This is a genomic window from Aeromicrobium senzhongii (genome assembly GCF_014334735.1).
Taxonomy (GTDB): domain Bacteria; phylum Actinomycetota; class Actinomycetes; order Propionibacteriales; family Nocardioidaceae; genus Aeromicrobium; species Aeromicrobium senzhongii.
This window is the reverse complement of the sequence record NZ_CP060587.1, coordinates 1,006,235-1,032,164: the sequence shown is the minus strand read 5'-3', so window position 1 is coordinate 1,032,164 and position 25,930 is coordinate 1,006,235. Positions and strand designations below refer to the sequence as shown.

The window sequence follows — 25,930 nt, the reverse complement described above, 5'->3', positions numbered from 1 at the left end:
GCCCGAACGAAAGGACGTCCCCATGGCCGTTCACGCCTACATCCTCGTCCAGACCGAGGTCGGCAAGGCCGCCGAGGTCGCCGCCGCCATCGCCCAGATCCCCGGGGTCGAGCAGTCCGAGGACGTCACCGGTCCCTACGACGTCATCGTCCGCGCCGAGGGCCCCTCCGTCGACGAGCTCGGCACGCTGGTCGTCTCGCAGATCCAGCGCGTCCCCGGCATCACCCGCACGCTGACCTGCCCCGTCGTCCGCATCTGACCTCTCCCCCGTCCCGAGATTTGCTCTGATTCACACCTTTCAAGACCTGTGAAAGGTCGAAATCAGAGCACATCTCGGTGCCCGGGTGAGTCCGGCTGTGGACAGCGGTCACGTGCCCGGCTGACGTCGGCACGCTGGCGGGCACGGCCCGTCTCGCCGATCTGCCGGAAGAGTTCACGAACGCGGTGTTCTCGCGCCGGCAGGCACTCGCCGCCGGACTCACCGATCGCGTGCTGCGCGGTCCGAGGTGCGCGCCGGTCGCGCCCGGTTGGTACCGGTACGCCACCACCGACCTGACGCCCGAGCTGGCGGCCCGCTCCGGCCTCGGCTGGCTCGGCGCCGAGGCGGGACTGAGCCACACCAGCAACCTGGCGTGGCGTGGACTCGAGATGCGCGCCGCGGTTCCGGTGCACCTGGCCACCCGCCGTCGGGTCGACCGGGCAGCCGACGGGTTCGTGGTCCATCGGTTCCAGGGCCCGCTGTTCCTCGAGGAGGTCCGCGGGCTGCCCGTGGTCGGCGCGGCCCGGACCTTCGTCGACTGCGGCACCCTCCTGTCATGGCGGGAGCTGGTCGTCGTGGGTGACTGGATGATCTCGACCGGCCTCATCGCGCGGCTCGATCTGCTGGCGTTCGTCCACGACGTCCACTTCGACGGTGTCCAGCGGGCGCGACGCGCGATGGAGTGGGTCCGCGACGGCTCGGCTTCGCCCCAGGAGTCGCGAGTCCGACTCGAGCTCGTCCGCGCCGGGCTCCCTGAACCCGAGTTGAACGCGCTGATCACGGACCGCCACGGCGGCTTCCTGGCCTACGGGGACCTGGTCTATCGCGCCGAGCGGCTCGTCGTGGAGTACGACGGCTGGCAGCACGAACGCGACGCCCGCCAGCGCCAGCACGACCTGCGCCGGCGAGAGGTGCTCGAGGGCGAGGGCTGGCGCGTCATCGTCGTCACCGCCGCCGACTTGGAGAACCCGACGATGGTGGTGAACCGGGTCGTGGCCGCCCTCCAGCGCGCGAGATTTGCTCCCATCTCGACGTTTCAGCGCCGCTGAAAGGGAAGAAATGGAGCAAATCTCGGGACGGGGCGGGGAGGTGCGGCAGAGCCGCGGGGTCAGCGCAGGCCGAGGGGGCGCTGCAGGGCCAGCTGGATGAGGCGCTCGACCAACTCGGGGTAGTCCACGCCCGACGCCGCCCAGAGCTTGGGGAACATCGAGAACGGCGTGAACCCGGGCATCGTGTTGATCTCGTTGATCACCAGGCCGCCACCGACGCTGTCGGTGAGGAAGAAGTCCACCCGCGCCAAACCCTCGCAGCCGATCGCGTCGAAGGCCTGCAGCGCGTACTCGCGGATCCGCTGGCGCACCGACTCGGGCAGGTCGGCCGGCACGACGTTGGTGCTGGTGCCGTCGAGGTACTTGGCCTCGAAGTCGTAGTACTCGTGATCGGCCTCGGCGGCCACGACGATCTCGCCGACCTCGCTGGCGATCGGCATGCCGTGCTCGTCCTGGATCACGGCGCACTCGACCTCGCGCTTGCCGTTCGCCGCCGACTCGACGATGACCTTGGGATCGAACGTCCGAGCCGTCTCGACCGCGACGTCGAAGTCCTCCCAGTGGTGCACCGGGGTGACGCCCGAACTGGAGCCGGCGCGCGCGGGCTTGACGAACACCGGCAATCCGAGCGCGTGGACCCGGGCCCGGACGCGGTCGCGCTTGGCGTCCCACTCCCACGGCTGGATCGTCACGTACGGCAGCTGTGGCAGACCGGCGGCCGAGAAAACGGTCTTGGTGAAGGGCTTGTCCATGCCCACGGCGCTGGCCAGCACACCCGCGCCGACGTAGCGGACTCCGGACAGCTCGAGCATGCCCTGGACGGTGCCGTCCTCACCCCACGGGCCGTGCAGCAGCGGGAAGACGACGTCGAGATCACGGATGCGGTCCCACGAGAACGGAGGCATGTCGTCGCGGACCTTCGGCAGGACGCCGGGCTCGAGGTCGTCCCAGACGGCGGTCTCCTCGACCCACCGGCCGTCGGTCGTGATCCCCACGGGGACGACGTCGTACCGGTCGCGGTCGATGACAGCGAGCACCTCCCGCGCCGTCAGGCACGAGACACCGTGCTCACTGGACTGGCCTCCGAAGACAACGGCGATCGTGGTGCGCATCGATTCGACTCTACCCGCCTGTGACACTGGAACCATGCAGCCCGACACCGTGACCGTCATCGCAGGTCGCCCGGCCAAGGAGCCCGGCACGCCGCTGAACGCCCCCATCACCCTCGCGAGCTCGTTCCACGCCGGTGGCGACTTCGAGTACGGCCGCCACGGCAACCCGGCCTACGAGTCGTTCGAGCAGGTCGTCGGTGCGCTCGAGGGCGGCCGTGCCCTGGCCTTCGCCTCGGGCATCGCGACGGCCGCGGCCACCCTGGGACTGGTCGAGCCGGGCGCGGTCGTGGTGCTCCCCCGTCATGGCTACAACGGCACGACGAGCCTCGTGCAGAGCGGGCCGTACGAGGTGCGCCTGATCGATCCGTCGGACACCGAGAGCAGCATCGAGGCCTTCGCCGGCGCCGACCTGGTCTGGCTCGAGTCGCCCACCAACCCGGCGATGGAGGTCGGCGACCTGCCGACGCTCGTCGCCGCCGCGAAGGACGCCGGCGCCCTCGTCGCCGTCGACAACACCTTCCGCACTCCCCTGCGCGATCGGCCGCTGTCGTACGGCGCCGACATCGTGGCCCACTCGGCCTCGAAGCTGCTCGGCGGGCACAGCGACCTCGTGCTCGGCGTCATGGCGACCGCCGACGACGCACTGTTCGAGCGCCTGTTGCAGCACCGTTCGCTGCACGGCGCCATCCCCGGTGCGCTGGAGAGCTTCCTGGCCGCCCGCGGCGTCCGCACCCTCGCCGTCCGGCTCGACCGTGCCGAGTCCAGCGCGGCGATCCTGGCCGACCGACTCAAGGCCCACCCGGCCGTCGCCGAGGTCCGCTACCCGGGCTTCGGGACCATGGTGTGCTTCGTGATCGACGACGCCGAGCACGCCCAGCGCGCGACGGAGGCCAGCCGCGTCATCACCCACGCCACCAGCCTGGGCGGCGTCGAGTCGACGTGGGAACGCCGGCGCCGCTTCCCCGCCGAGCCGGAGACCATCCCCGCGGGCCTGATCCGGCTCAGCGTCGGCATCGAGGCCGTCGAGGACCTCTGGGCCGACATCGAGAACGCCCTGGGCTGAGCACCAGACACCCTCCAGCCCCGAGATTTGCTCCGCATCTCACCTTTGAGCCCGGCTCAAAGGTCAGTTTGGGAGCAAATCTCGGGACGGGGGAGTCAGCGGGTCTCGGCCTTGGCCGAGCGGCTGATGAGGGTCTCGACGAGCTCGGTCGGGGTCATCGTGCCGTCGACGAGGGCACGGACGTGCTCGACGATCGGCATGTCGACGCCGTGCAGGCGAGCGAGCTCGGCGACCGAGACGCAGGACTTCACGCCCTCGGCCACCTGGCGCGTCTGCGAGGTGATCTCCTCGACGGTCATGCCACGGCCGAGCTTCTCGCCGAAGGTGCGGTTGCGCGACAGCGGCGAGGAGCACGTGGCGACGAGGTCGCCCAGACCGGCCAGGCCCATGAACGTCATCGGGTCGGCGCCCATCGCGAGCCCCAGACGCGCCGTCTCGGCCAGGCCGCGCGTGATGACCGAGGCCTTGGTGTTGTCGCCGAAGTCCAGGCCGTCGCACACCCCGACCGCCAGGCCGATGATGTTCTTGACCGTGCCGGCCAGCTCGCAGCCGACGACGTCCTGGTTCGTGTAGGGGCGGAACGCCGGGGTGTGGCAGTACTTCTGCAGCTGCAACGCCACGGACTCGTCGGCGCACGCGACGACACTGGCGGCCGGCTCGCGGCGCGCGATCTCCTTGGCGAGGTTGGGCCCGGTGATCACCGCGATCCGCTCGGGACCGGCGCCGGTGAGCTCGGCGATGACCTCGCTCATGCGCAGGTGCGACCCCAGCTCGACGCCCTTCATCAGGCTGACCATCACGGCCGACGGATCGATGAGGTGGCCCCACGACTCGAGGTTGGCACGCAGCGTCTGCGACGGCACGGCGAGCACCACGATCGAGGCGCCGGCCAGAGCCGTCGCGGGATCGGTCGTGGCGCGGATGGTCTCGGGCAGCTCGAGACCAGGGAGGTACTCGGTGTTCTCGTGACGCTCGTTGATGTTGGCGCAGGTCTCCTCACGACGTCCCCACAGGTGGACGTCGTGGCCGGCGTCGGCCAGCACGATCGAGAAGGCGGTGCCCCAGGACCCGGCTCCCATGACTGCAGCAGTGACCATCAGCTCTCCTCGTATCGGGTCTTGGGCTTGCCCAGCGTGCGGACGTCGATGCGCGGCGAGGTGGGTACCTCGCCACGGATCTGCGACTGCAGCGCCGTGATGGCGTCCATCAGCCGATCGGTCGCGGCGTGGAACTGGGCCTGGGTGGGGTGTTCACCCAGGTCGGACAAGTCGATGGGCGCACCGGCGAACACGTGGATCGTCTTGCGCGGGAACAGCCGGAACTCGCGCCGGTACGGCCACATGATCTCCTGCGGGCCCCACTGGGCCACGGGCACGAGCGGCACGCCCGCGGCGTGCGCGGTGCGGACGGCGCCGTCGCGACCCGACATCGGCCATCCCTGCGGATCGCGCGTCATCGTGCCCTCGGGGTAGATCGTGACGATCGAGCCCGACGCGGCGGCGTGGATCGCGGCCCGCAGCGACTCGGCGGCCAGGCCGGTGCCCCGGTACACCGGGATCTGCTCGGCCATCCGCAGCAGCCGGCCGATGACCGGCACGGCGAAGAGCGGGTCCTTGACCAGGAAGCGCGGCGGGATGTCGTGATCGACGAGCCAGTGCCCGAGCAGGAACGGATCGGTGTACGACAGATGATTGGCCGCGATGACGTACCCGCCGGACGTCGGCAGATGCTCGTCGCCGCGCCAGTCGCGACGGGTCACGACCATGAAGATCGGTCGCAGGATCCACACGACCACCCGGAGCACGGGTGGCAGGGGACGCGTGCGTGACATGGGACGACCCTAGTACGGCCGTCCCATGTCAGGCGCGAGCGTCAGAGCGTCGCGGGCTTGAAGCTCGGACGCTTCGCCTCGTAGGCGGCGATGTCGTCCGCGTGGCCCAGCGTGATGCCGATGTCGTCGAGACCCTCGAGCAGACGCCAGCGCGTGTAGTCGTCGATCGTGAACGAGTCCTCGATCCGGTCGACGCCCTCGCCGGCCGAGACCGTGCGCGACTCCAGGTCGACGCTGATCTGAGCGCCCGGGTTGGCCTCGAGGTACGCCCACAGCGCGGCGACGACCTTCTCGTCGACCTGCGCCGCCAGCAGCCCGGCCTTGCCCGAGTTGCCCCGGAAGATGTCACCGAAGCGCGGGCTGATGATGACCTTGAAGCCGTAGTTCTGCAGGGCCCACACGGCGTGCTCGCGCGAGGAGCCGGTGCCGAAGTCCGGACCGGCGACCAGCACGGTGGCGTTCTGGTAGGCGGGCTGGTTCAGCACGAACTCGGGATCGTTGCGCCACGCGGCGAAGAGACCGTCCTCGAAGCCCGTGCGGGTGACGCGCTTCAGGTACACCGCGGGGATGATCTGGTCGGTGTCGACGTTGCTGCGGCGCAGCGGGGCGCCGACGCCGGTGTGCGAGATGAACTTGTCCATGGTGTGCGTCCTCAGAGCTCGGCCGGCGAGGCCAGGTGGCCCGTGACGGCGGTGGCGACGGCGACGTCGGGCGAGACCAGGTGGGTCCGGCCACCCTTGCCCTGACGGCCCTCGAAGTTGCGGTTGGAGGTCGAGGCGCTGCGCTCGCCCGGCGTGAGCTGGTCGGGGTTCATGCCCAGGCACATCGAGCAGCCCGCGCCACGCCATTCGGCGCCGGCCTCCTTGAAGACGACGTCGAGGCCCTCCTCCTCGGCCTGCAGGCGCACCCGCACCGAGCCGGGGACGACCAGCATGCGCGTGCCGTCGGCGACCTTCCTGCCCTTGATCAGCTCGGCGGCGCGACGCAGGTCGCTGATGCGGCCGTTGGTGCACGAGCCGACGAAGACCGTGTCGACCGTGATGTCGCGCATCGGCGTGCCGGCCTCGAGGCCCATGTAGCGCAGCGCGTTGGCCGCGGCCTCGCGCTCGTCCGGGTCCGCGAAGTCGTCCGGGTTCGGGACCAGGCCCGACAGCGCGACGCCCTGGCCGGGGTTGGTGCCCCACGTGACCCACGGCGTGACCTGCGAGGCGTCGATCGTGACGACCTTGTCGAAGTGGGCGTCCGCGTCGGAGACGAGGCCCTTCCAGTACTCGACGGCGGCGTCCCAGTCGGCGCCCTGCGGCGCGTGCGGGCGGCCCTGGATGTAGTCGAACGTCGTCTGGTCCGGAGCGATGAGGCCCGCCTTGGCGCCCCACTCGATGCTCATGTTGCAGATCGTCATGCGCTCTTCCATCGAGAGCTTGCGGATCGCCTCACCGCGGTACTCGACGATGTAGCCCTGGCCGCCGCCGGTGGTCTCCTGGGTGATGAGCGCCAGGATCAGGTCCTTCGCGGTGGTGCCCGCGGGCAGGTCGCCGACGACGTCGACCGCCATCATCTTGGGCTTGGCCTGCGACAGCGACTGGGTGGCCAGGACGTGCTCGACCTCGCTGGTGCCGATGCCGAAGGCGATCGAGCCGAACGCGCCGTGCGTCGAGGTGTGCGAGTCGCCGCACACGATCGTCATGCCCGGCTGGGTCAGGCCCAGCTGCGGCCCGACGACGTGGACGATGCCCTGCTCGATGTCGCCCATCGGGTGCAGGCGGACGCCGAACTCGGCGCAGTTGCGGCGCAGCGTCTCGACCTGCGTGCGCGACACGGGGTCGGCGATCGGCTTGTCGAGATCGGTCGTCGGGATGTTGTGGTCCTCGGTCGCCAAGGTGAGGTCGGGACGACGCACACTGCGCCCGGAGAGACGCAGTCCGTCGAACGCCTGCGGGCTCGTGACCTCATGGAGCAGGTGGAGGTCGATGAACAGCAGGTCCGGCTCTCCCGGGGCGGAACGGACGACGTGGTCGTCCCAGATCTTCTCAGCGAGCGTCTTGCCCATGATTCTCTCTCAGTTCGGGGGTTGCGTCTCACAATGCGATACGGCAGTATCAAGACATGGACAACTCTAGCGGAGTCGGCGTTCTTGACAAAGCCGCCCTCGTACTGGCGGCGCTCGAGCCGGGACCGGCGACGCTGGCCGGTCTGGTGACCGCCACGGGCCTGGCACGGCCCACCGCACACCGCCTCGCGGTGGCCCTGGAACACCACCGACTGGTGGCGCGCGACATGCAGGGTCGCTTCATTCTAGGCCCGCGGTTGTCCGAGCTGGCCGCTGCTGCGGGCGAGGATCGACTGCTCGCCGCCGCCGGCCCCGTCCTGGCCCGACTGCGCGACATCACGGGCGAGTCCGCCCAGCTGTTCCGACGTCAGGGCGACCACCGCGTGTGCGTCTCGGCCGCCGATCGGCCGACCGGTCTGCGCGACTCGATCCCCGTCGGCAGCCAGCTGACGATGTCGGGCGGCTCCGCCGCCCAGGTCCTGCTGGCGTGGGAGGACCCCGAGCGCATGAACAAGGGCCTCATGAAGGCCACGTTCTCGGCCGCCGAGCTGTCCGCCGTGCGCAAGCGCGGCTGGGCGCAGAGCGTCGGCGAGCGCGAGCCGGGCGTCGGCTCGGTCTCGGCCCCCGTCCGCTCCCCCAGTGGCAAGGTCGTCGCCGCGGTGTCGGTCTCGGGTCCCCTGGAGCGCCTCACCCGCCAGCCCGGTCGCATGCACGCGCCGGCCGTCGTGGCGGCTGCCGAGAAGCTCTCGCAGAACCTGCGTCGCTGACCCCTGCGGAGCAGACCGGCCTCAGAACAGGCCGGGCTGCTCCAGCTCGAGCAGGATCGTCTTGCGCTCGACGCCGCCCGCGTACCCGGTGAGCTTGCCGTCCGAGCCGATCACCCGATGGCACGGCACGACGATCGGGATCGGGTTGGCGCCGTTGGCCGCCCCGACGGCGCGCGAGATGCCGGGCTCGTAGCCCAGGTCGGTGGCGATCTGCCCGTAGGTCACCGTCTCGCCGTAAGGGATCTTGCGCAGGTAGGCCCACACCTTCTTCTGGAACTCGGTGCCGTCGGCGGCGACCGGCAGATCGAACTCGCGTCGTTCACCGGCGAAGCACTCGGTCAGCTGTCGCTCGACCTCGTCCAGCAGGTCGTCCTCGTCGCGCTCCCCGTCGGGCTCGGCGTCGAAGGCGATGCGGGTGAGCAGCCCCGCATCGACGTACAGGCGCAGGCCGCCGACGGGTGAGTCCATCCAACGTGTCTTCATGCGGTCCTCCACAGGTGCAGTGAGGCGTACGACCGCCATGGCCGCCACCGGTCGGTGCGTGCCCGGTCGAGCCCTTCGCGCGCGAGGACACGCCGCAGCACGAGGTCGGTGTCGAGCAGGACGTCGGGATCGCCGAGCGCCCGCATCCTGACGTAGTCGGCGGTCCACGGGCCGATCCCCCGAATCGCCAGGAGCTGCTCCCTCGCCCGCTCGCGGTCGGCGCCCGGATCGAGGTCCAGCTCGCCCGCGGCGATCGCATGCGCGACCGCGAGGATCGCTGCGGCCCGGCCGCGGGGCATGGCGAACTCCTCGGGGGCCGCCTCGGCGACGGACTCGGCGGTGGCGAAGGCGTGGGTGAGCCCGTGACGACGGGCCAGCGCGAGGTCCACCTCGGTGCCACGCGAACGGGCGATCCGGCCCAGGATCGTGCGCGCGCCGGCCACCGACACCTGTTGGCCGACGATCGCACGCAGCACCATCTCGAACCCGTCGACCTGGCCGGGCAGCCGAATGCCCGGGACCTCGTGGACGAGGTCGGCCAGCAGCGGATCGGTCGACAGCGCCTCGTCGATCGCGACGGGATCGGCGTCGAGGTCGAGCAGCCGGCGACAGCGGTGCACCGCCGTGGCCAGGTCGCGCAGGTCGGTCAGCTCGAGATCGGCCGTGACGTGATCGCCGTGCAGCTCCAGCTCGACCGCGCCGACGCCGTGCGGCAGGTTGAGGATCCGGGCGTACGTGCGCTCGCCCACGGCCTCGACTCCCTCGATCGCCCGCGGGGCGAGCCACTCGAGCAGACCCGCCCCATGGAACGGCGGCCGGACGGCCAGCTCGAGCCGGATGCGACCGGCACCGTCGTGGGTCGAGCGGCGCGACCGGGCACGCAACTCGCGCGGAGTGAGCCCGAACGACTCGCGGATGGAGTCGTTGAACTGCCGCACCGATCCGTATCCGGCGGCGAAGGCGACGTCGGCCGCGCGCATCGCGGTGGTCTCGAGCAGGAGCCGAGCCGTGCGGGCCCGGTTGCTGCGCGCGATCGCCTGCGGGCCTGCACCGAGCTCGGCGGTGACGAGGCGATTGACCTGACGCTCGCTGTAACCGAGGCGGCCGGCCAACCCGCTCACGCCCTCGCGCTCGACGACGCCGTCACCGATCAGTCGGACGGCGCGTGCGACGACGTCGGCCCGGACGTTCCACTCCGGCGAGCCCGGCGTGCTGTCGGGCCGGCACCGCCGGCAGGCACGGAAGCCGGCCCGCTCGGCGGCGGCCGCCGACCGGTAGAAGCCGACGTTGGCCTCGCGCGGCGTCATGGCCGGGCACGAGGGTCGGCAGTAGATGCCCGTCGTCCGGACCGCCGTGTAGAAGACGCCGTCGAACCGCGCGTCCCGGGCACTCACGGCTCGGTAGCAGTCGACGGGGTCCATGACTCCCATCCTGTCTCAGCCCCGGCAACAGTTCTCGCGGGAATCGGACATGACCGTCGCGGGATTCAGCCGGCTCTCGCCAGGACGGTGTCGTGGCGGTGGGTGTGGCGGTGGCAGGCGGTGCAGAGTCCGACGAGGTTGGCCAGGTCGGTGGGGCCGCCGTCGGACCACCGTCTGCGGTGATGGACATGATCGATCGAGTTGCGGCAGTGGTCGGTGTCGCAGCGGCCGTCTTGTTGGACCCAGACCGCGTGGCGTTGTTTCGCGGTGGCGTCCCGGTGACGGCGCCCGACGTCCAGGACGGTGCGGTTCGGTCCGATGTGGTCGACCAGGACCGGGATCAGGTCGGCGCCGCAGGTCAGGTGCGCCAGCAGGTTCGGTCCGATGTGGCCGAAGCCGTGCAGGACGGCCGGCTCGACCGGCACGAAGGCGCCTTGGGTGTCGGGTGCGAGCGCCTGCTGCAAGGTGCCGGCATCGACGATGACGTGGATCTGGGGACGCACGGTGCCGTCGGTGGGCAGACCCTCGGCCAGCACCCGCGTCAACAACTGATCCAGGCCATCGATGCGACGCTCGGAGGCGGAGCGCCGGTCTCCCGCCTCCCGCGGCACCGACACCGCATCCAGAACCACCTTCAGCTTCGCCCCGACGTCGATCGGCAGGAACCCGGTGACGTGCCACCCGTCCTGCAACGCGTTCAGCGTCAAGTGCGCCTTGTCCGCGCCGGCGATCCACGCCTCGTCGAGCTCCTCGGCATGGAGGATCGCCCGCAACCGGTCGACCAACGCCTTGACCCGCGACGGCGGATGCAGCAACGCCACGGCGACCAGGTGTGACTCCAACCGCCGCACCTCGACCTGGTCGACATGGGCCAACGCGAACGAGAACCGCGCCACATGATCGATCGAGATCCGACCGGCCCTTGCGGCCTCCCCCACCTGCGGCAACTCACACATCGTCCCCGCCGCGGTGATCAGCTGACGCGTCCGCCGCGCATCCTGACGCAACTCACGCCGCGCCCAGGTGGACACGCTGGAGGCATCCTCGGCGACGTACCCCTGTGACCGGTCGAGCTCGGCCAACCGGTCGCTCATCGCGGCCTCGACCGCGTCACGGGCCTGCACCAGCGCGCGCAGTTCATCGGCGGTCGACGTCGTCACCGAGCGCACGGCGTGCGCCGCCGCGCGCAGTGCACCGACCAACTCATCGACCCCCGGATCCATACCCACACCTTATTGTGCACCTGTTCGAATGTCGAGCGTTTCTCCCTGCGATCTCAGCATCCGGTACCGCGCGTCACCTGACGCCGGGAGCGGGTCCCACTACCGCTCGCAGACGGTCGTCTGGCAGGCTCGACAGATCACCGCCCCCGACACGAGGAGTCATCCGTGCAGCAGGTCAAGGGCGTCATCGCGCGAGCGAAGGACGCACCGGTCGAACTGGTCACCATCAACGTTCCCGACCCCGGCCCGGGCGAGGCGGTGGTGACGATCCAGGCGTGCGGTGTCTGCCACACCGACCTGCACTACCGCCAGGGCGGCATCAACGACGAGTTCCCGTTCCTGCTCGGCCACGAGGCCTCCGGCATCGTCGAGGCCGTCGGCGAGGGTGTCACCGAGGTCGCTCCCGGTGACTTCGTCGTCCTGAACTGGCGCGCCGTCTGCGGAGAGTGCCGTGCGTGCAAGCGCGGTGACCTGCAGTACTGCTTCGCCACCCACAACGCCAAGCAGAAGATGACGCTCGAGGACGGCACGGAGCTCTCGCCCGCGCTGGGCATCGGCGCGTTCATCGAGAAGACGCTCGTCGCCGCCGGCCAGTGCACGAAGGTCGATCCGCAGGCCCGGCCCGCGGCCGTGGGCCTGCTCGGCTGCGGCGTCATGGCCGGCATCGGTGCGGCCATCAACACCGGCGCTCTGACCCGGGGCCGCTCGGCGGCCGTCATCGGCTGCGGAGGCGTCGGGGTCGCCGCCGTCGCGGGTGCGGCCCTCGCCGGCGCCAGCCCGATCATCGCGGTCGACATCGACCCGGCGAAGCTCGAGGCTGCACGCAAGATGGGCGCGACCCACACGGTCGACTCCTCGAAGGTCGACCCCGTCGAGGAGATCAAGCGCATCTGCGCCGAGACCTACGAGGGCGCCGAAGGTGCCGACGTCGTGATCGAGGCGGTCGGCCGTCCCGAGACGTGGAAGCAGGCGTTCTACGCCCGCGACCTGGCCGGCACCGTGGTCCTGGTGGGCGTCCCCACGCCGGACATGACGGTCCCCGAGCTGCCCCTGATCGACGTCTTCGGACGCGGCGGGGCCCTGAAGTCCAGCTGGTACGGCGACTGCCTGCCCAGCCGCGACTTCCCGATGCTCGTCGACCTGTACCAGCAGGGCCGGCTCGACCTGGACGCCTTCGTCACCGAGGAGATCGGCATCGAGGACGTCGAGGCGGCCTTCGAGAAGATGCACCACGGCGACGTGCTGCGCTCGGTGGTGGTGCTCTGATGACCGCGCGCATCGACCACGGCGTCGTCTCGGGCACCTTCAGCCTCGACGGCGAGACGTTCGACGTCGACAACAACGTCTGGGTCGTCGGTGACGACGCCGAGTGCATCGTCATCGACGCCCCGCACGACGTGGACGCGATCATGCAGATCGTCGGCGACCGCCGGGTCACCGCGATCGTGCTGACCCACGCGCACGACGACCACTGCCGCTTCGCCCCCGAGCTGCGCGAGCGGACCGGCGCCCCGATCTGGCTCAACCCCGACGAGCGGCCGCTGTGGGAGCTGACCCACACGAACGTGTCCTGGGACCGCGACCTCACGGACGGCACCGAGCTCACGGTCGGCGGCACGACCCTGCGCGCGATCCACACGCCGGGCCACGCGCCCGGCGCGACGTGCCTGCTGGCCGAGGACCTGGGCTGCGTCTTCACGGGCGACACCCTCTTCCACGGTGGTCCCGGCGCGACGGGCCGTTCGTACAGCGACGCCGACGTCATCCGCGAGTCGATCGCCGCGCGTCTGTTCACCCTCCCGGGCGAGACGGTCGTGCACACCGGTCACGGTGATGACACGACGATCGCCGCAGAGCGCGACCGCGCGTGAACGGTCGAGGGCCCCGCACCGCTTCGGCGATGCGGGGCCCTCTCACGTCCCTGCGTCACTCGGCTGCCGCCAGCTGACCGAACACACTGCGGTGGAACAACAGCGGTCCCCCGTCGGAGCGATGCTCGACCGCGTGGAGCTCCAGCAGCACCAGGATGTGGTCGCCGGCGGGCACCTCGCGATGGATCGTCGTGTCGAACGTGGCCATCCCGTCGTCGATGAAGATCGACCCTTCAGGGCTGACGCTGTAGTCGATGCCGGTGAAGCGCTGCTCGACCGCGCCGGCCAGTTGGCGGCACAACGGGCCGTGATGGCTGGCGAGCACCGTGACCCCCAGCCTGACCGCGCGTCGCAGGTCGGGCCAGGTCTTGGACGTCGCGGTGAGGTTGATCGACACCAGCGGCGGATCGAGGCTGACGCTCGTGAAACTGCTGGCCGCGAGGCCCACCGGCGCCCCGTCGACCTCGGCCGCCACCGCCACCACGCCGCTGGGGAAGTTGCCGAACGCCGTGCGCAGCCGGCGCGGGTCCAGGTCCTGGTTGGTCGGGAACGCGGCCGTCATGCGACCGCCTGCAGCAGGGCCCGCACCAGCGGCCGGACCTCCTCGAGCCAGGGATCGTAGGCGGCCGGCTCCTCGTACTGCGTGTCGAGGATGAACAGCCCGCGCCCCGGAACGGTCGCTCCGAGCTCGGTGAGGACCGGACGCAGCGTGAGCTCCGACGCCAGGGCGTGCTGCGGACCCGCGCCCAGCAGCAGCGGCACCGCCAGCCCTCGCAGCCCCGTGCCACCGGCGAAGCGGTCGAGGAACACCTTGAGCAAGCCCGTGTACGTGCCCTTGTAGGTCGGTGAGGCCACGATGACGAGGTCGGCCCGGCCGACCAGCCCGACCAGCTCGGCGACCCGGGCCGAGCCGTGGTCGAGCACCTGCGCCCCGAGCGTCGCGAGGTCGACGACCAGGTCCGGCTCGGCACCGGTCAGCTCACGGGCCACGTGCGTGGCGGCGGAGAGCGTGCGTGACGCCGGCTTCGGGTTGCCGACGACGACGGCCGTGCGGACGGGCTCGGACACCGGCTGGTCAGACAACGTGGGCCTCCTCGGTCGGGTCCGCCGCGTACAGCGACTCCGGCCGGGCCAGGCCGAAGTGGTCGCGCAAGGTGCGACCCGTGTACTCGGTGCGGAACAGGCCACGGTCCTGCAGGATCGGCACGACGCCCTCGGTGAACGCCTCCAGCAGCTGCGGGTACAGCGGCGGCATGACGTTGAAGCCGTCCGCGGCCCCGTTCTGGAACCAGTCGGTGATGATGTCCGCCACCTGCGTCGGCGTGCCGGCCACGACGTTGTGGCCCCGGGCGCCGGCGAGGCGGTGGAGCAGCCCGCGCAGGGTCGGGCGGTCGCGCTCCACGATGTTGGCGATGACCTGCAGGCGGCTGCGGTTGTTGTCCAGGACGTTCCCGGCCTCGCCGAAGATCTCGCGCGGCACGGCCTCGTCGAGCTCGAGGTGGGCCAGGGAGACGCCCGCGAGCCCTTCGAGCTGGGCGAGCCCGTACGCCGGCACCGTGAGCGAGTTGACGTAGTGCTGCAGCTCGACGGCCTCGGCCTCGGTGTCGGCGATGAACGGGCTGATGCCGGGGAGGATCTTGACCTCGTCGGGCGAGCGGCCGAAGGCCACGGCGCGCGCCTTGATGTCGGCGTAGAAGGCCTGCGCGTCCTCGATCGTCTGGTGCGCGGTGAAGATCGCCTCGGCGTTGCGGCCGGCGAAGGCGCGCCCGTCGTTCGACGAACCCGCCTGGACGTAGACGGGACGGCCCTGGGGTGAGCGCGGTGCCGCGAGGGCCCCCTCGACCTGGAAGTGCGTGCCCACGTGGTTGATCGCGTGCACCTTCTCGGGATCGAAGAACACGCCCGACTCGCGGTCGGCGAGGATCGCGTCGTCCTCCCAGCTGTCCCACAGCTTCGTCACGACGTCGATGAACTCCTGGGCGCGCAGGTAGCGCTCGGACGGGCTGGGCAGCTCCTTCAAGCTGAAGTTGCGCGCGATCGCCTCCGACTGGGTCGTGACGATGTTCCAGCCCGCCCGGCCGTTCGACAAGATGTCGAGCGACGAGAACAGGCGCGCCAGGTTGTAGGGGTCGTAGAACGTCGTCGAGGCGGTGGCGATCAGGCCGATGCGCTCGGTGCGCGCGGCGATCGCCGCGAGGCGCGTGATCGGCTCGAGGTGACCGGCGGGACGGTGCGGCGTGGCCGACCACACCCCCGGCCCGTCGGCGAAGAAGATCGCGTCGAACTTGGCCTGCTCGGCGATCTGGGCGTTCTCGACCGCGAAGTCGATGTCGAACACCCGCTCGGCGGCGGAGTCGGGGTGGCGCCACGAGGCCTCGTGGTGGCCGGTGTCGTGCAGGAAGGCGTTGAGGCTGAGGGTGCGGGTCATGGTGTCTCTCCTTTGGCAGGTCAGATGGCACGCCACTGCGAGAAGCGGCGTTCGAGGGCGACGAGTCCGTAGTTGACGGCCACGCCGATGAGGGAGGTGGTGAGGATCGCGGCGTACATCTTCGGGATGAGGAAGTTGAACTGCGCGTAGTTGATGAGGAAGCCCAGGCCTGCGGTCGCGCCGATCATCTCGGCGGCGATGAGGACCAAGATGGCGGCGGCTCCCGAGATCCGGATGCCGGTGAAGATCGTCGGGACCGCGGCCGGGAAGACGACCTTGCGGAACGTCGTCACCGGTGAGAGGCCCAGCACGCGCGCCGACCGCAGCAGCTGCGGGTCGACCGTGGCGACACCGGCGATCGTCGACAGCAGGATCGGGAAGAAGCAGGCGTACAGGACGATCGCGATCTTGGAGGTCTCGCCGATGCCCAGGATCAGCATGAAGACGGGCAGGATCGCCAGCGCCGCCGTGTTGCGGAACAGCTCCAGCACGGGGGTGAAGAACTCCCGGACCGGGCGGTACCAGGCGATCGAGGCGCCCAGCGGGATCGCCGTGGCGATGGCCAGCGCGAAGCCGATGACCGATCGCGTCAGGCTCGCCGACACGTGCCGCCACAGCTCGCCGCTGGTCGTCATGGACCACCACTCCTGCAGCACCACGTGCAGCGGCGGGATCGAGTAAGCGTCGACGAGCCCCACCCGGGGAGCGAACTCCCAGACCATTGCCAGGGCGACCAGTCCGGCCAGGCCGCGGGTGCCGGCGATCGTGCGGGTCTTGCGCAGGGACGCGCCCTTGGCCTTCGCCGCCTCCTCCTGGCGCGGGTTCGGCCGGGCCTGCGTCTTCTCGGCGATGAGGTCAGACATGGGCCAACTCCTGGCGCGCCACCGGTTGCTGCTGGCGCAGCAGCGACCAGATGTGGTGTCGGTGGTGGGCGAACTCGGGCGTGGCGCGCAGGTCGGTCTCTGCCGCCGCGGACCGGTCGAGCGAGACCGTGACGATCTCCTTGATCCGGCCCGGGCGTCCGCTCATGACGGCGACCCGCTGGCCGAGGAAGACGGCCTCCTCGATGTCGTGGGTGATGAACACGACCGTGGTGCCGGTGTGCTCCCAGATCCGGATCAGCTCCTCCTGCAGCCGCTCGCGGGTCTGGGCGTCGAGGGCTCCGAAGGGCTCGTCCATGAGCAGCACCTGCGGCTGGTAGGACAGGCTGCGCGCGATCGCGACGCGCTGCTTCATGCCGCCGGAGAGCTCGTGCGGGTACCGGTTGGCGAACTCGCCGAGGCCGACGAGGTCCAGGTACTCCCGGGCGACCGCCGCCCGCTCGGAGCGGGACAGCCCGCCCTTGGCCTCGAGCGCGAACTCGATGTTCGAGGCCGCCGTGCGCCAGGGCAGCAGGGTGTACTGCTGGAAGACGACGCTGCGGTCCAGTCCCGGTCCGGTGATGGGCGCGCCGTCGATCGTCAGGGATCCCGACGTGGGCGCGGCCAGCCCGGAGATCAGGTCCAGCACGGTCGACTTGCCGCAGCCGGACGGGCCGACGAGGGTCAGGAACTCCCCCGCCGCGATGTCGAGGTCGAGACCGTCGAGCGCGACGAACTCGCGCAGCTTCTTGTCCTCGTCGCCACGGACCCAGAAGGTCTGGCCGACGTTCCTCAGTTCGATGCGTGAACTCATGGCTGCCTCCTCAGGCGTTCGGGTTGAGCTCGTTGGTGTAGACGTCCGAGACGTCGATGTCCTTGGCGTCGATGTCGCCCCGGCTGTCCAGCCAGTCGACCCAGCGCTGGATGTCCTCGTCGGCGATGGTCGGCTTCGCGTCGATGCCGAGCGTGCCCGGGAAGTTCGTGCGGATCGGCTCGATGTAGTCGCCGTAGCCCTCCTTCTCCAGGTACGGGAAGTAGACGTCGAAGATCTCCTGCTTCTCGTGGGTCTCGATGAACTCGATCGCCGCGGCGACGCCCTCGACGATCTGGCGCGAGGTCCGGGGGTTCTTCTCGATGAACTCCTCGCGCAACGTCAGTCCGCCACCGGCGTAGGGCTCGCCCACGACCTCGACGTCGCTGACCAGCGCCCGGATCCTGTACTGCTTCGCGGTCTGCTGCTTGCTCTGGAAGCTGACCACGGCGGCGTCGACCTTGCCGTTGCCGAGCGCCTCGGGCGTGTTGAGCGGGGGCAGCGGGACGAGCGTGATCTCGTCCTGCTGGGCCTGGCTCAGGCCCTCCTGGTCGAACCAGGTGTCGAGCACGGCCTCGGAGTTGGCCCCGAGCGTGTTGACGGCGACCTTCTTGCCGATCAGGTCCTTGGCGCCCTTGATCGACGAGTCGTCCAGGACGACGACCTGCGAGTTGGTGGTCCGGTTCGAGCCGTAGAACGGGATGACCGCCTTGATCGGCGCCCCGGTGGCCACCAACTGGGCGATGGCGCCGTAGAACGCCGATCCGCCGATGTCGGTCTGGTTCGAGACCAGGGCCTGCAGCGCCTGCGGGCCGCCGGTGACGTCGCCGACCCGCTTGAGCGTCAGGCCCTCGAACTCGCCGAGGGCGTCGGCGAGCAGGAAGGCGTCGACCGCCCCGGCGTAGCTCTGGTAGCGGATCGTGGTCTCCTCCCCTTCCGAGTCCGCGCCGGCGCTGCCACAGGCGGTCAGGCCGGCCGCGGCGAGCGCGACGGTGGCGGCGACGACCAGGGTGCGGGTGGAGCGATGGCTGCGGGGGTGGTTCATGCGAGGTGCCTTGTCTCGTGGAGGGCGGGTACTGGTCGACGACGCTAGGGACGCGCCGATCCCGTCCGGGGCCGTCTCACGCACCGGGAGATCACGTGAACGGCCCTGCCGATCACGTAGCGTCACCGGGGAATCGGGAGGAAGCCATGCGTCTGGAGCAACTGGAGTACGTCCGTGCCGTCGGCGAGCACGGCTCGCTGCGTCGGGCCGGCGAGCACCTCCACGTGTCCCTGCCGGCGCTGAGCGAGGCGGTCACGAAGCTCGAGCGCGAGCTGGGCGTGACGCTGCTGGACCGGCACCGCTCCGGCACGCGCATCAACGCCACGGGGCGCGAACTCCTCCCCCGGATCCTCGAGGTCCTCGACTCCGTCGACCGGTTGCGGTCCGCCGCGCGCGGCGAGTCCCAGTTCCACCGCCCGGTGCGCGTCGGCAGCGTGTACTTCGGCGTGACCGCGATCGTGCTGCCGGCGATGCGCAGTCACGAGGTCGACCACCAGCACACCTCCGTCGACCTGCGCCAGCTGCGGCACGAGGAGGTGAACGACGGCTTGCGCGACGGCTCGCTCGACATCGGCCTGATCAGCCTGCTGCCCGGCGACGACGTCCATCCCGAGCTCGTGGCGACCGAGCTCGTCCATGGCCGCCCGGTGGCCGTGCTGCCCGGCGGCGCGCCCTTGGCCCGGCAGGAGCGCGTGTCCGTCGACGACCTGCGCCAGGAGGTGTTCGTCGGGGCCCGCGCCGGTTACCTCATGCACCGCGTGGCCCAGCGCGTGTTCGGCGACTCACCGCCGCTGACGTGGCACACCGCCGACAGCGCCGACGTCTGCAAGCAGATGGTGTCGTCGGGGATCGGCGTGTCCCTGATGCCCGACTTCGCCCTGCACGACGACCCCCTGGAGGCCAACGGCACCTTGGCGTTCCGGCCGATCCAGGACGAGGAGACCGTCATCCGGATGGTGATGCTGCGGCGTCGCAGCGCCCGGCCCACCCCGTCGGCCCGCGCCCTGTTCGACCTCCTGGCCCATCACGCGGGCCTGCACGTCAACGCGCCAGCCTGAGTCCTGACGCGAAGACCGCCGCTGCCGCCGCCGTCAGCACGGCCATGACGGCGGCCATCGCCACCTCGGGGCGCGACCCGGCGAGCCACCCGGAGATCGGCGTGACCAGGGCGCTGATCGCGAACATCCAGAACCCGAGCATCGCCGAGCCCGCACCGGTCAGACCCTGCGTCTGGGCCATGGCCAGGCCCATGCCGTTGCTCATGACCAGGTTGAGGAAGAACACCTGGACCATCACCGGCCCGACGAGCAGGACGGGCATCGGCGACGCGGCGACGACGACCATCGCCACCCCGGCGGACAGGGCGCCGACGAAGCCGACCGACATGGTCCGGACCGGTTGCACGCCGCTGCGCGCGAGCCGGGCCGACACGAGTCCGGCGCCGACCATGCCGCAGGCGTTGAGGCCGAAGCTCGCCCCGTACGCGAGTGGCGACAGCCCCAGCACGTCCTGGTAGACGAACGACGAGGCGGCGATGAAGCTCATCACGGCTCCGACCGTCAGGCCCACGGTCGTGGCGTGCAGGACGAAACGCCCGCGGCGCATGACCCGAGCCAGATCGAGGTAGGACAGCCGCCGTGCACGCCGGTGGTGCGGCAGCGTCTCGCGCACGAGCAGCACCGAGGCCACCAGCTGCAGTGCCACGAACCCGGCGAACACGCTCAGCACCCCGCGCCAGGGCAGGACCGTGGACAGCACCCCGCCCAGGACCGGTGCGACGACGGGCACGACGGCATGGACGGTCATCATCAGGGCCAGCGCCCGCACGCCCTCCAGCCCTTCGGTGAGGTCCGAGATCATCGCGCGCACGACGACCATCCCCGCCGAGGCGGCCAGCGCCTGGACGAACCGCGCCCCGATCAGTGTCTCGATGGTGGGCGACAGCACCACCGCGACGGAGGCGGCCAGGGTCAGGGCGTTGCTGATCACGAGCGGACGGTGACGACCGAACCGATCTGACAGCGGTCCCCAGATCGGCTGGCCGATCGCCACTCCGGCGATGTAGGCGGTCAGCGTCAGCTGCACCATCGCCGGACTGGTGCGCAGGTCCTCCTCGATCGCGGGGAAGCTGGCCAGGTACAGGTCGATCGCCAGGGGCGAGGCCGCGGCGATGAGGGCGAACAGGGCCAGCCGGGGCGTCGGGAGGGTCACGGCGGGGCGCGCGGGCGCTCGAACCGAGGTCGTCGAGGTCATGTGCGGATCAGTGTCCGCGGCGTGCGTTCCATTCCCGTTCGCCACGTGGGTCTGCCGTGCGGGTGGACGGTGTCGCCTGTCACGCGGGCGCGGCCCGCACCGAATATCTGTAAGTCGTGCGGTTTACTTGACAACATGCCCGGACGCCCGCCCATCCGTCCCACCGTCGTCCTCGTCGGTGGTGGTGCCGCGGGCTCCCTGACGGCGTTGCACCTCGCGCGTGAGGCGACGCACGGCGTGGATCTGGTGGTCATCGACCCCGCCCCGGAGCTGGGAACCGGCACGGCGTTCGGCACGACCGACCCGACCCACCTGCTGAACGTCCCGGCGTCGGGCATGAGCGCCCTCCCGGACGATCCCGGCCACTTCGCCCAGTGGCGCGCGGCGACGACGGGCGCCGAGGTCGACCCGCACGAGTTCGCCCCTCGCGCCGCCTGGGGCCGTTACGTGGCCGAGACGCTCTCGAGTGCCCTGGCGGACGCCGGGCCCCGCGTCACCCTGCGCCATCTGCGCCGTCGCGCTGTCGCGGTCGAGCCCCACCCCGGCGGCGTCACGGTGACCCTCGACGACCGCAGCACCGTCACGGCGCAGTCCCTCGTCATCGGCACCGGCCTCCCGGCTCCCTCGGTGGCCTGGGCGCCCCCGGCGCTGCGCGACAGCGAGCGATTCCTGGCCGACCCGTGGGCACCGGGGATGTTAGAGCAGGTGCGCTACGACGTCGCGTCCCTGCCCGACGTCCTGATCGTCGGCACCGGCCTGACCATGGTCGACATCGCCTCGACCGTCACCACGAACGCCCGCGGCGACCGCTGCGTCCACGCCGTGAGCCGCAGCGGTGAGATGCCCCGCCGCCACGCGGACGGACCGCAGGCGCCCGCCGTCCCCGACATCAGCGAGTGGGGCCACGGGCTCGACACCATCGTGTCCCACGTCCGCGCCCATCTGGCCGATGCCGAACGGCTGACCGGCGACTGGCGCCCCGGCGTCGACGGCCTGCGCCATCTCGTTCAGGACCTCTGGGGACGGCTCGACGATGCCGACCGGCTGAGGTTCCTGCGCGACCACGCCGGCGAGTGGAACCGGGTCCGGCACCGCATCCCGGCGCCGAGCGCGCGCCGCATCGACGACCTGCACGTCGGCGGCCGGCTGACCACGTCGGCGGCCCGGGTGACGGACGCCGAGGCCCTGGACGACGGGCTGCGCGTGCACCTTTCGAACGGCAGCGTGCGCGACGTCGGGTGGGTCGTGAACGCCACCGGGCCCGACACCGACGTCCGTAACCTCCACGACCCGCTGCTCGACGACCTCCTGCGGTCCCGCCCCGACGGCAGCCTCGCCGTCCCCGCCACCGCGGGCATGGGCTTTCGCACGCGCGGCGGTCGCCTCGTGAGCTCGTCCGGCCGGCCGCAGGCGCCGATCTGGGTCCTGGGTGCCCTGCGCCGTGGCGAACTGTGGGAGTCGACGGCCGTCCCCGACATCCGCAACCAGGCACTCGCGGTCGCCGGTGCCGTGCTGTCGGCCAGCGCCTCCGGAGCCGTGACCGAGGGCGTCTCTCCGTAGCAAGAGCACTCGCGCACGCGGGCACCTCCCACCCGCCGGAACGGTCGGCGCCGCCTGACAGGGTGACTCCCGTGAGAATCCGAGCTGCGATCCTCGCCGTGCTGCTCCTGCCGCTCGCCGGCTGTGACCTGCTCGAGCAGGCGAGCGACCCCTTCGACGACACCGAGGCGGTGGCGCCCGCCCCGTCGTACTCGCCGTCGACCGCGCGGGAGCAGCTGCCGGCCCTGCGCGTCGCCGAACGACGCCCCGCCGGAGTTCCGGACTACTCACGCCGCGAGTTCGGCACCGCGTGGAAGGACGTCGACGGCAACGGCTGCAACCAGCGCGACGACGTGCTGCTGCGCGATGCCGTCCCGGGCACGACCGTCGTGCAGGCTCAACGCTCGTGCCCGCACGACGTGCTGGCCGGCACGTGGGTCGACCCGTACAGCGGCACGCAGCTCACCTTCACCGACCTGAAGGACCAGCGCCAGGCGCAGGCGATCCAGATCGACCACGTCGTCCCCCTCGCCGAGGCATGGGTGTCCGGTGCTCACGCGTGGCCGGCCGAGCGGCGCGAGCGGTTCGCCAACGACCTCGAGGTCCTGCTCGCCTCCGACGGCCCGACCAACGCCTCGAAGGGCTCGAGCGACCCCGCGGCCTGGCGGCCGAAGGCGCCGTTCCAGTGCGCCTACGCGACCCACTGGATCGACGTGAAGCACCGCTGGCAGCTGGCGGTCGATCGCAGCGAGGCGCGCGCGCTCACCGAGATGCTGGCGACGTGCGACCCGAGCTAGCCCGCGCCCTGCGCACCTCGTCGCGGACGGCCGGGGCCACCTCGTGGGCGAACAGCTCGGTGGTGGCCGTGTCATCGGACGCGAGGATGAAGCCGGTCGTCCCGTAGGTCAGCGTCGTGTCGACCAGCTCCTCGACCCACTGCTCCGGCGGGCCGTCGAGGAAGCCGCTGCTGGTCGTGCTGAACCGGCCCACGATGTTGAGCATCCGCCGGACGTCGCGCGGGCTCCGACCGGCGCTCTCGGCCGCGCCGTCGATGCGCTCGTTCATCTCGGCGAGGTCGGCGACACCACCGGGCAGGTACTGCAGCGACGGCAACCACCCGTCGGCGAGCCGGCCGGTCAGGCGCAGGATCCGAGGCTTGTACGCGCCGACCCAGATGCCGGGCTGGTGCGCGGGTGCCGGGCCGCGTTTCGCGCCCGCGAGGACGTAGTGCTGCCCCTCGTAGCTCAGTCCCCCGCGCGTCTCGGTGTCCCAGATGCCCCGGATGATGTCGATGGCCTCGCCCAGCGCGACGATCGACTCGCCGGGCGTGCGCCGCGGTCCGCCCATCGCCTCGATCGGGTCCCAGAAGCCACCGGCGCCCAGGCCGAGCTCGATGCGCCCGCCGGACAGCAGGTCTGCCGTCGCGACGCTGCGGGCCAGGACGGCGGGAGGACGCAGCGGCAGGTTCGTGACGTTCGCCGTCAGGTGGATCCGCTCGGTGCGGGCGGCGGCGTAGGCGATCAGCGTCCACGTGTCGTGGAACCGCGCCACGTAGGGATGGTCCTGGAAGGTCACCAGGTCCAGTCCGGCGCGCTCGGCCACCACCGCCTGCTCGACGGCCTGGTGCGGCGGGTGGTTGGTCGGCGTGACGAACGTGCCGAACAACAGGTCGTGTCCATAGTCGGTCATGAGGCGCTCCCGGCGGTGAGGGGTGTCGCGACGTTGAAGTTGTCGCGGAACAGGTTGGAGGGGTCGAGCTCGCGCTTCAACGATCGCAGGCGAGCGAGGGTCGCGGGCGGGAAGGCGTCTGCGACCCGATCGGGGCCGACGCGGGTGTCGAAGCTGAGATAGGTCCCGTTCAGGTACGGCGCCAGTTGCTCCCAGGCGCGGTCCAGGGACGCGTCGTCGGCACCCATCGCGGTGATCTGGAAGCGAGCTCCCCGATGGGCGAAGGCCGTCGCATCCGGCGCGACGTCGGACACCGCGGCGCCCATGCTGCGGATCTGGAAGAAGTAGACGGCGCCGCTGTTCATCAGCCGCGCGCTGGCGGCAGCCACCTCGGGCGTCAGGTCGTCGACCAGTCCCGACCGCGCGATCGGCTCTCCCGCGGCCTGGTGCGGCGTGTCGGGGTACATGTCCATCACGTCGGCGTAGGGGGCGATCACGACCTGCTGCTGGACCATCGGCGCGATCTGCGCGAACGGCTGCAGCTGCGACACGATCACGTCCGGATCACCGGAGTCGACCATCGCCATCACGTGGGCGATCCCGGATCTGCCGAACACCACGAACGGTGTCGTCTCGCGAGGCGCCGCCTTCGTGACGCGGCCGAAGTCGGCCAGGAACGCGGCCGGGTCCGCCACCTCGAATCCGAGCTGGGCCCATCCCACCGCGGGGACCTCGTCGACGACGAACTCGAAAGCCGTGGCGATCCCGAAGTTCGCCCCGGCGCCGCGGGCGGCCCAGAACAGCTCCGCGTTCTCCTGCTCGGTGGCGCGCACGACGGAGCCGTCGGCGAGCACCATCTCGACGGCGCGCAGATGGTCGATCGTCAGGCCGTGCTTGCGCCCGAGGAACCCGATGCCGCCGGCGGTGGCCAGTCCGCCCACGCCGACCCCGCCGTAGTCGCCGGAGCTGAGCGCCCAGCCGTGGGGCTGCAGCGCTCGCGCGACCTGCTTCCACCTGGCCCCGGGTCCGATGCGGACGAGCCGACGGGAGGCGTCGAGGACCTCGATCTGGTTCAGGGCGCCGACGTCGATCACCAGGCCGCCGTCGTTGGTCGAGCGGCCGCTGATCCCGTGGCCGCCGCTGCGGACGCCCAGCGGGACGTCGCGGTGGCGCCGCGCGAAGGCCACGGCGTCGACGACCTCGGCGACGGAGCGCGGACGCAGCACGAGTCCCGGCCGACCACCGCGCAGGTAGGTCGAGCGGACGCCCGAGTAGCGGAGATCGCCGGGTTCAACGGCTCCGGCGGCCAAGGACTCCGGCAGACCGTCGTAGTCGATGCCGGGACGCCGATGGGCGCGCACCGTGGCGCGACGCAGCGGTCGCGCTGCCACGAGCCCCGCGGCGACCGCTCGGCGAGCCGACTCCTCCAGAGCCGGCACGACCTCGTCAGCGAACCACTCGAGCCGCTCGACGGGCGCCCACTCCCCCACGCGCAGGACGAACGTCGTGACGCCGTGTTCGGCGAGCGGCCGCAACCTCTCGACCCACTGCTCGGCGGTGAGTGTCTCCCGGTCGAACGCCGTGACGACGCGCCGGAGCTCGCGGAGGTCCCGACCCGCGTCGGTCGCGTGCCGATGCAGGGCATCGAGACGAGCCAGGAGCGGATCGACCTCCATGCCGAGGTGCCCGATCCAGCCGTCGGCCACGCGTCCGGCGACGTCGAGCAGACCGGCATCGTCACCGGACACCCAGACCGGGACCTCGTGCGCCGGTGCGGGCCCGGGCTCCGCTTCGGCGACGCGATGGCGGCCCTCGCGATGCACCGCCGGGGCGGACGGGTCCCACATCCGGCGCGCGACGGCGACCGCGTCGGCCACCGCCTCAGGGTCGTCGCCGGACAGGCCGAGCGTCACCCGCCCGCCCGACAGGAGGTCCAGACCGGCGGTCGCCCTCGCCAGCACGGTGGCTGGCCGGGTGGCGTCATCGGTCACCGGCACCAGCGCGATGCGCTCGGTGCGGGCGGCGATCCACGTCGCCATGGTCCACGCATCGGCGAACCCCGCCCCGCCGTCCGCGACGACGACCAGGTCGTAGCCCAGTCGCTCGGCCGCGACCGCCTGCTCGACGGCGGCCGCGGGGTCGCCGCGGCCGTCGAGCTCGACGCCGAGGCGGATCGCGTGTTCGTGCACCATGTCGG

The 25,930-nt window shown here is 71.2% G+C and carries 26 protein-coding genes; 9 read left to right on the top strand and 17 right to left on the bottom strand.

Annotated features, from left to right (window positions below):
* Positions 1 to 22: 22 nt before the first annotated feature.
* Positions 23 to 259 (top strand): Lrp/AsnC ligand binding domain-containing protein, encoded by a 237-nt coding sequence (locus H9L21_RS05250; protein ID WP_154595383.1) that lies wholly within the window; start codon positions 23 to 25, stop codon positions 257 to 259.
* A gap of 185 nt (positions 260 to 444) precedes the next feature.
* The gene (locus H9L21_RS05245; RefSeq protein ID WP_154595384.1) at positions 445 to 1,308 is read left to right on the top strand and encodes an endonuclease domain-containing protein; all 864 of its coding nucleotides are present in this window, start codon (positions 445 to 447) and stop codon (positions 1,306 to 1,308) included.
* Positions 1,309 to 1,367: 59 nt separating this feature from the next.
* On the opposite strand, the gene H9L21_RS05240 is transcribed toward H9L21_RS05245, so the two are convergent.
* A complete protein-coding gene (locus tag H9L21_RS05240) occupies positions 1,368 to 2,420 on the bottom strand; it encodes a D-alanine--D-alanine ligase family protein (protein WP_154595385.1) in 1,053 nt (350 codons plus the stop codon).
* Between the two features lie 34 nt (positions 2,421 to 2,454).
* Here H9L21_RS05240 and H9L21_RS05235 point away from each other — a divergent pair, with 34 nt between their 5' ends.
* Entirely contained in the window at positions 2,455 to 3,483 is a 1,029-nt protein-coding gene (locus H9L21_RS05235) for a trans-sulfuration enzyme family protein (RefSeq protein ID WP_154595386.1), read from the top strand.
* A 95-nt stretch (positions 3,484 to 3,578) separates the two neighbouring features.
* On the opposite strand, the gene H9L21_RS05230 is transcribed toward H9L21_RS05235, so the two are convergent.
* The 4 genes from H9L21_RS05230 to leuC are packed head-to-tail and all read right to left on the bottom strand — an operon-like array spanning position 3,579 to position 7,364.
* Complete coding sequence (locus H9L21_RS05230) at positions 3,579 to 4,580, bottom strand: NAD(P)H-dependent glycerol-3-phosphate dehydrogenase (protein ID WP_154595387.1); 1,002 nt, start codon at positions 4,578 to 4,580, stop codon at positions 3,579 to 3,581.
* Entirely contained in the window at positions 4,580 to 5,314 is a 735-nt protein-coding gene (locus H9L21_RS05225; RefSeq protein WP_154595388.1) for a lysophospholipid acyltransferase family protein, read from the bottom strand. The genes H9L21_RS05230 and H9L21_RS05225 overlap by 1 nt, the downstream gene beginning before the upstream one ends.
* 41 nt (positions 5,315 to 5,355) lie before the next feature.
* Positions 5,356 to 5,955, bottom strand: coding sequence for a 3-isopropylmalate dehydratase small subunit (leuD, locus tag H9L21_RS05220; RefSeq protein ID WP_154595389.1), 600 nt, complete (start codon positions 5,953 to 5,955; stop codon positions 5,356 to 5,358).
* Positions 5,956 to 5,966: 11 nt separating this feature from the next.
* The gene (gene leuC, locus H9L21_RS05215; RefSeq protein WP_154595390.1) at positions 5,967 to 7,364 is read right to left on the bottom strand and encodes a 3-isopropylmalate dehydratase large subunit; all 1,398 of its coding nucleotides are present in this window, start codon (positions 7,362 to 7,364) and stop codon (positions 5,967 to 5,969) included.
* Positions 7,365 to 7,420: 56 nt separating this feature from the next.
* Between leuC and H9L21_RS05210 the strand changes: the two genes are divergently transcribed.
* Positions 7,421 to 8,131, top strand: a complete 711-nt coding sequence (locus H9L21_RS05210; RefSeq protein ID WP_154595391.1) for an IclR family transcriptional regulator — start codon at positions 7,421 to 7,423, stop codon at positions 8,129 to 8,131.
* 21 nt (positions 8,132 to 8,152) lie between these two features.
* On the opposite strand, the gene H9L21_RS05205 is transcribed toward H9L21_RS05210, so the two are convergent.
* The 3 genes from H9L21_RS05205 to H9L21_RS05195 form a co-directional block, all read right to left on the bottom strand.
* On the bottom strand, positions 8,153 to 8,599 hold the full coding sequence (locus H9L21_RS05205) for a methylated-DNA--[protein]-cysteine S-methyltransferase (protein ID WP_304518452.1): 447 nt from the start codon (positions 8,597 to 8,599) through the stop codon (positions 8,153 to 8,155).
* 11 nt (positions 8,600 to 8,610) lie between these two features.
* Positions 8,611 to 10,035, bottom strand: coding sequence for an AlkA N-terminal domain-containing protein (locus tag H9L21_RS05200; RefSeq protein WP_304518453.1), 1,425 nt, complete (start codon positions 10,033 to 10,035; stop codon positions 8,611 to 8,613).
* Positions 10,036 to 10,100: 65 nt separating this feature from the next.
* Positions 10,101 to 11,258 (bottom strand): HNH endonuclease, encoded by a 1,158-nt coding sequence (locus H9L21_RS05195; RefSeq protein WP_154595394.1) that lies wholly within the window; start codon positions 11,256 to 11,258, stop codon positions 10,101 to 10,103.
* Between the two features lie 165 nt (positions 11,259 to 11,423).
* On the opposite strand from H9L21_RS05195, the gene H9L21_RS05190 reads away from it, so the two are divergent.
* Together H9L21_RS05190 and H9L21_RS05185 are read left to right on the top strand one after the other, a co-directional pair.
* On the top strand, positions 11,424 to 12,524 hold the full coding sequence (locus H9L21_RS05190) for an S-(hydroxymethyl)mycothiol dehydrogenase (RefSeq protein ID WP_187411814.1): 1,101 nt from the start codon (positions 11,424 to 11,426) through the stop codon (positions 12,522 to 12,524).
* Positions 12,524 to 13,129, top strand: coding sequence for an MBL fold metallo-hydrolase (locus H9L21_RS05185; protein WP_154595396.1), 606 nt, complete (start codon positions 12,524 to 12,526; stop codon positions 13,127 to 13,129). The genes H9L21_RS05190 and H9L21_RS05185 overlap by 1 nt, the downstream gene beginning before the upstream one ends.
* Positions 13,130 to 13,184: 55 nt before the next feature.
* On the opposite strand, the gene H9L21_RS05180 is transcribed toward H9L21_RS05185, so the two are convergent.
* From H9L21_RS05180 to H9L21_RS05155, 6 genes are read right to left on the bottom strand one after another with little or no spacing between them, the layout of a single operon-like run.
* On the bottom strand, positions 13,185 to 13,691 hold the full coding sequence (locus H9L21_RS05180; protein ID WP_154595397.1) for a flavin reductase family protein: 507 nt from the start codon (positions 13,689 to 13,691) through the stop codon (positions 13,185 to 13,187).
* Positions 13,688 to 14,212: an NAD(P)H-dependent oxidoreductase gene (locus tag H9L21_RS05175; RefSeq protein ID WP_154595398.1), complete on the bottom strand. Its 525-nt coding sequence runs from the start codon at positions 14,210 to 14,212 to the stop codon at positions 13,688 to 13,690. The genes H9L21_RS05180 and H9L21_RS05175 overlap by 4 nt, the downstream gene beginning before the upstream one ends.
* Positions 14,205 to 15,557, bottom strand: coding sequence for an LLM class flavin-dependent oxidoreductase (locus H9L21_RS05170; RefSeq protein ID WP_154595399.1), 1,353 nt, complete (start codon positions 15,555 to 15,557; stop codon positions 14,205 to 14,207). Before H9L21_RS05170 ends, H9L21_RS05175 begins: the two co-directional genes overlap by 8 nt.
* Before the next feature lie 20 nt (positions 15,558 to 15,577).
* Complete coding sequence (locus H9L21_RS05165) at positions 15,578 to 16,420, bottom strand: ABC transporter permease (protein ID WP_154595400.1); 843 nt, start codon at positions 16,418 to 16,420, stop codon at positions 15,578 to 15,580.
* A complete protein-coding gene (locus tag H9L21_RS05160; protein WP_154595401.1) occupies positions 16,413 to 17,231 on the bottom strand; it encodes an ABC transporter ATP-binding protein in 819 nt (272 codons plus the stop codon). The genes H9L21_RS05165 and H9L21_RS05160 overlap by 8 nt, the downstream gene beginning before the upstream one ends.
* Before the next feature lie 10 nt (positions 17,232 to 17,241).
* Positions 17,242 to 18,273, bottom strand: a complete 1,032-nt coding sequence (locus H9L21_RS05155) for an ABC transporter substrate-binding protein (protein WP_154595402.1) — start codon at positions 18,271 to 18,273, stop codon at positions 17,242 to 17,244.
* Between the two features lie 146 nt (positions 18,274 to 18,419).
* Between H9L21_RS05155 and H9L21_RS05150 the strand changes: the two genes are divergently transcribed.
* Positions 18,420 to 19,331 (top strand): LysR family transcriptional regulator, encoded by a 912-nt coding sequence (locus H9L21_RS05150; RefSeq protein ID WP_154595403.1) that lies wholly within the window; start codon positions 18,420 to 18,422, stop codon positions 19,329 to 19,331.
* Here H9L21_RS05150 and H9L21_RS05145 read toward each other — a convergent pair.
* Entirely contained in the window at positions 19,315 to 20,526 is a 1,212-nt protein-coding gene (locus tag H9L21_RS05145; protein ID WP_154595404.1) for a Bcr/CflA family efflux MFS transporter, read from the bottom strand. The genes H9L21_RS05150 and H9L21_RS05145 overlap by 17 nt on opposite strands.
* A 135-nt stretch (positions 20,527 to 20,661) precedes the next feature.
* On the opposite strand from H9L21_RS05145, the gene H9L21_RS05140 reads away from it, so the two are divergent.
* Positions 20,662 to 22,086 carry an FAD/NAD(P)-binding protein gene (locus tag H9L21_RS05140; RefSeq protein WP_154595405.1) on the top strand — a complete coding sequence of 475 codons (1,425 nt, stop codon included), beginning with the start codon at positions 20,662 to 20,664 and terminating at the stop codon, positions 22,084 to 22,086.
* Positions 22,087 to 22,157: 71 nt separating this feature from the next.
* Positions 22,158 to 22,862, top strand: coding sequence for an HNH endonuclease family protein (locus tag H9L21_RS05135; RefSeq protein WP_187411813.1), 705 nt, complete (start codon positions 22,158 to 22,160; stop codon positions 22,860 to 22,862).
* Here the strand turns inward: H9L21_RS05135 and H9L21_RS05130 are convergent.
* Together H9L21_RS05130 and H9L21_RS05125 are read right to left on the bottom strand one after the other, a co-directional pair.
* Entirely contained in the window at positions 22,828 to 23,754 is a 927-nt protein-coding gene (locus tag H9L21_RS05130) for an LLM class flavin-dependent oxidoreductase (protein ID WP_154595407.1), read from the bottom strand. The two genes, H9L21_RS05135 and H9L21_RS05130, sit on opposite strands and share 35 nt — an antisense overlap.
* Positions 23,751 to 25,925: an LLM class flavin-dependent oxidoreductase gene (locus tag H9L21_RS05125; RefSeq protein ID WP_154595408.1), complete on the bottom strand. Its 2,175-nt coding sequence runs from the start codon at positions 25,923 to 25,925 to the stop codon at positions 23,751 to 23,753. Before H9L21_RS05125 ends, H9L21_RS05130 begins: the two co-directional genes overlap by 4 nt.
* Positions 25,926 to 25,930: the final 5 nt, after the last annotated feature.

Coding starts and splice junctions, on each gene's coding strand:
- H9L21_RS05185 (WP_154595396.1), top strand. CDS start 12,524: ATGACCGCGCGCATCGACCACGGCGTCGTCTCGGGCACCTTCAGCCTC.
- H9L21_RS05165 (WP_154595400.1), bottom strand. CDS start 16,420: ATGTCTGACCTCATCGCCGAGAAGACGCAGGCCCGGCCGAACCCGCGC.
- H9L21_RS05155 (WP_154595402.1), bottom strand. CDS start 18,273: ATGAACCACCCCCGCAGCCATCGCTCCACCCGCACCCTGGTCGTCGCC.
- H9L21_RS05170 (WP_154595399.1), bottom strand. CDS start 15,557: ATGACCCGCACCCTCAGCCTCAACGCCTTCCTGCACGACACCGGCCAC.
- H9L21_RS05150 (WP_154595403.1), top strand. CDS start 18,420: ATGCGTCTGGAGCAACTGGAGTACGTCCGTGCCGTCGGCGAGCACGGC.
- H9L21_RS05230 (WP_154595387.1), bottom strand. CDS start 4,580: ATGGTCACTGCTGCAGTCATGGGAGCCGGGTCCTGGGGCACCGCCTTC.
- H9L21_RS05125 (WP_154595408.1), bottom strand. CDS start 25,925: ATGGTGCACGAACACGCGATCCGCCTCGGCGTCGAGCTCGACGGCCGC.
- leuD (WP_154595389.1), bottom strand. CDS start 5,955: ATGGACAAGTTCATCTCGCACACCGGCGTCGGCGCCCCGCTGCGCCGC.
- H9L21_RS05225 (WP_154595388.1), bottom strand. CDS start 5,314: ATGTCACGCACGCGTCCCCTGCCACCCGTGCTCCGGGTGGTCGTGTGG.
- leuC (WP_154595390.1), bottom strand. CDS start 7,364: ATGGGCAAGACGCTCGCTGAGAAGATCTGGGACGACCACGTCGTCCGT.
- H9L21_RS05145 (WP_154595404.1), bottom strand. CDS start 20,526: ATGACCTCGACGACCTCGGTTCGAGCGCCCGCGCGCCCCGCCGTGACC.
- H9L21_RS05180 (WP_154595397.1), bottom strand. CDS start 13,691: ATGACGGCCGCGTTCCCGACCAACCAGGACCTGGACCCGCGCCGGCTG.
- H9L21_RS05200 (WP_304518453.1), bottom strand. CDS start 10,035: ATGGACCCCGTCGACTGCTACCGAGCCGTGAGTGCCCGGGACGCGCGG.
- H9L21_RS05235 (WP_154595386.1), top strand. CDS start 2,455: ATGCAGCCCGACACCGTGACCGTCATCGCAGGTCGCCCGGCCAAGGAG.
- H9L21_RS05160 (WP_154595401.1), bottom strand. CDS start 17,231: ATGAGTTCACGCATCGAACTGAGGAACGTCGGCCAGACCTTCTGGGTC.
- H9L21_RS05140 (WP_154595405.1), top strand. CDS start 20,662: ATGCCCGGACGCCCGCCCATCCGTCCCACCGTCGTCCTCGTCGGTGGT.
- H9L21_RS05205 (WP_304518452.1), bottom strand. CDS start 8,599: ATGGACTCACCCGTCGGCGGCCTGCGCCTGTACGTCGATGCGGGGCTG.
- H9L21_RS05250 (WP_154595383.1), top strand. CDS start 23: ATGGCCGTTCACGCCTACATCCTCGTCCAGACCGAGGTCGGCAAGGCC.
- H9L21_RS05210 (WP_154595391.1), top strand. CDS start 7,421: ATGGACAACTCTAGCGGAGTCGGCGTTCTTGACAAAGCCGCCCTCGTA.
- H9L21_RS05130 (WP_154595407.1), bottom strand. CDS start 23,754: ATGACCGACTATGGACACGACCTGTTGTTCGGCACGTTCGTCACGCCG.
- H9L21_RS05240 (WP_154595385.1), bottom strand. CDS start 2,420: ATGCGCACCACGATCGCCGTTGTCTTCGGAGGCCAGTCCAGTGAGCAC.
- H9L21_RS05195 (WP_154595394.1), bottom strand. CDS start 11,258: ATGGATCCGGGGGTCGATGAGTTGGTCGGTGCACTGCGCGCGGCGGCG.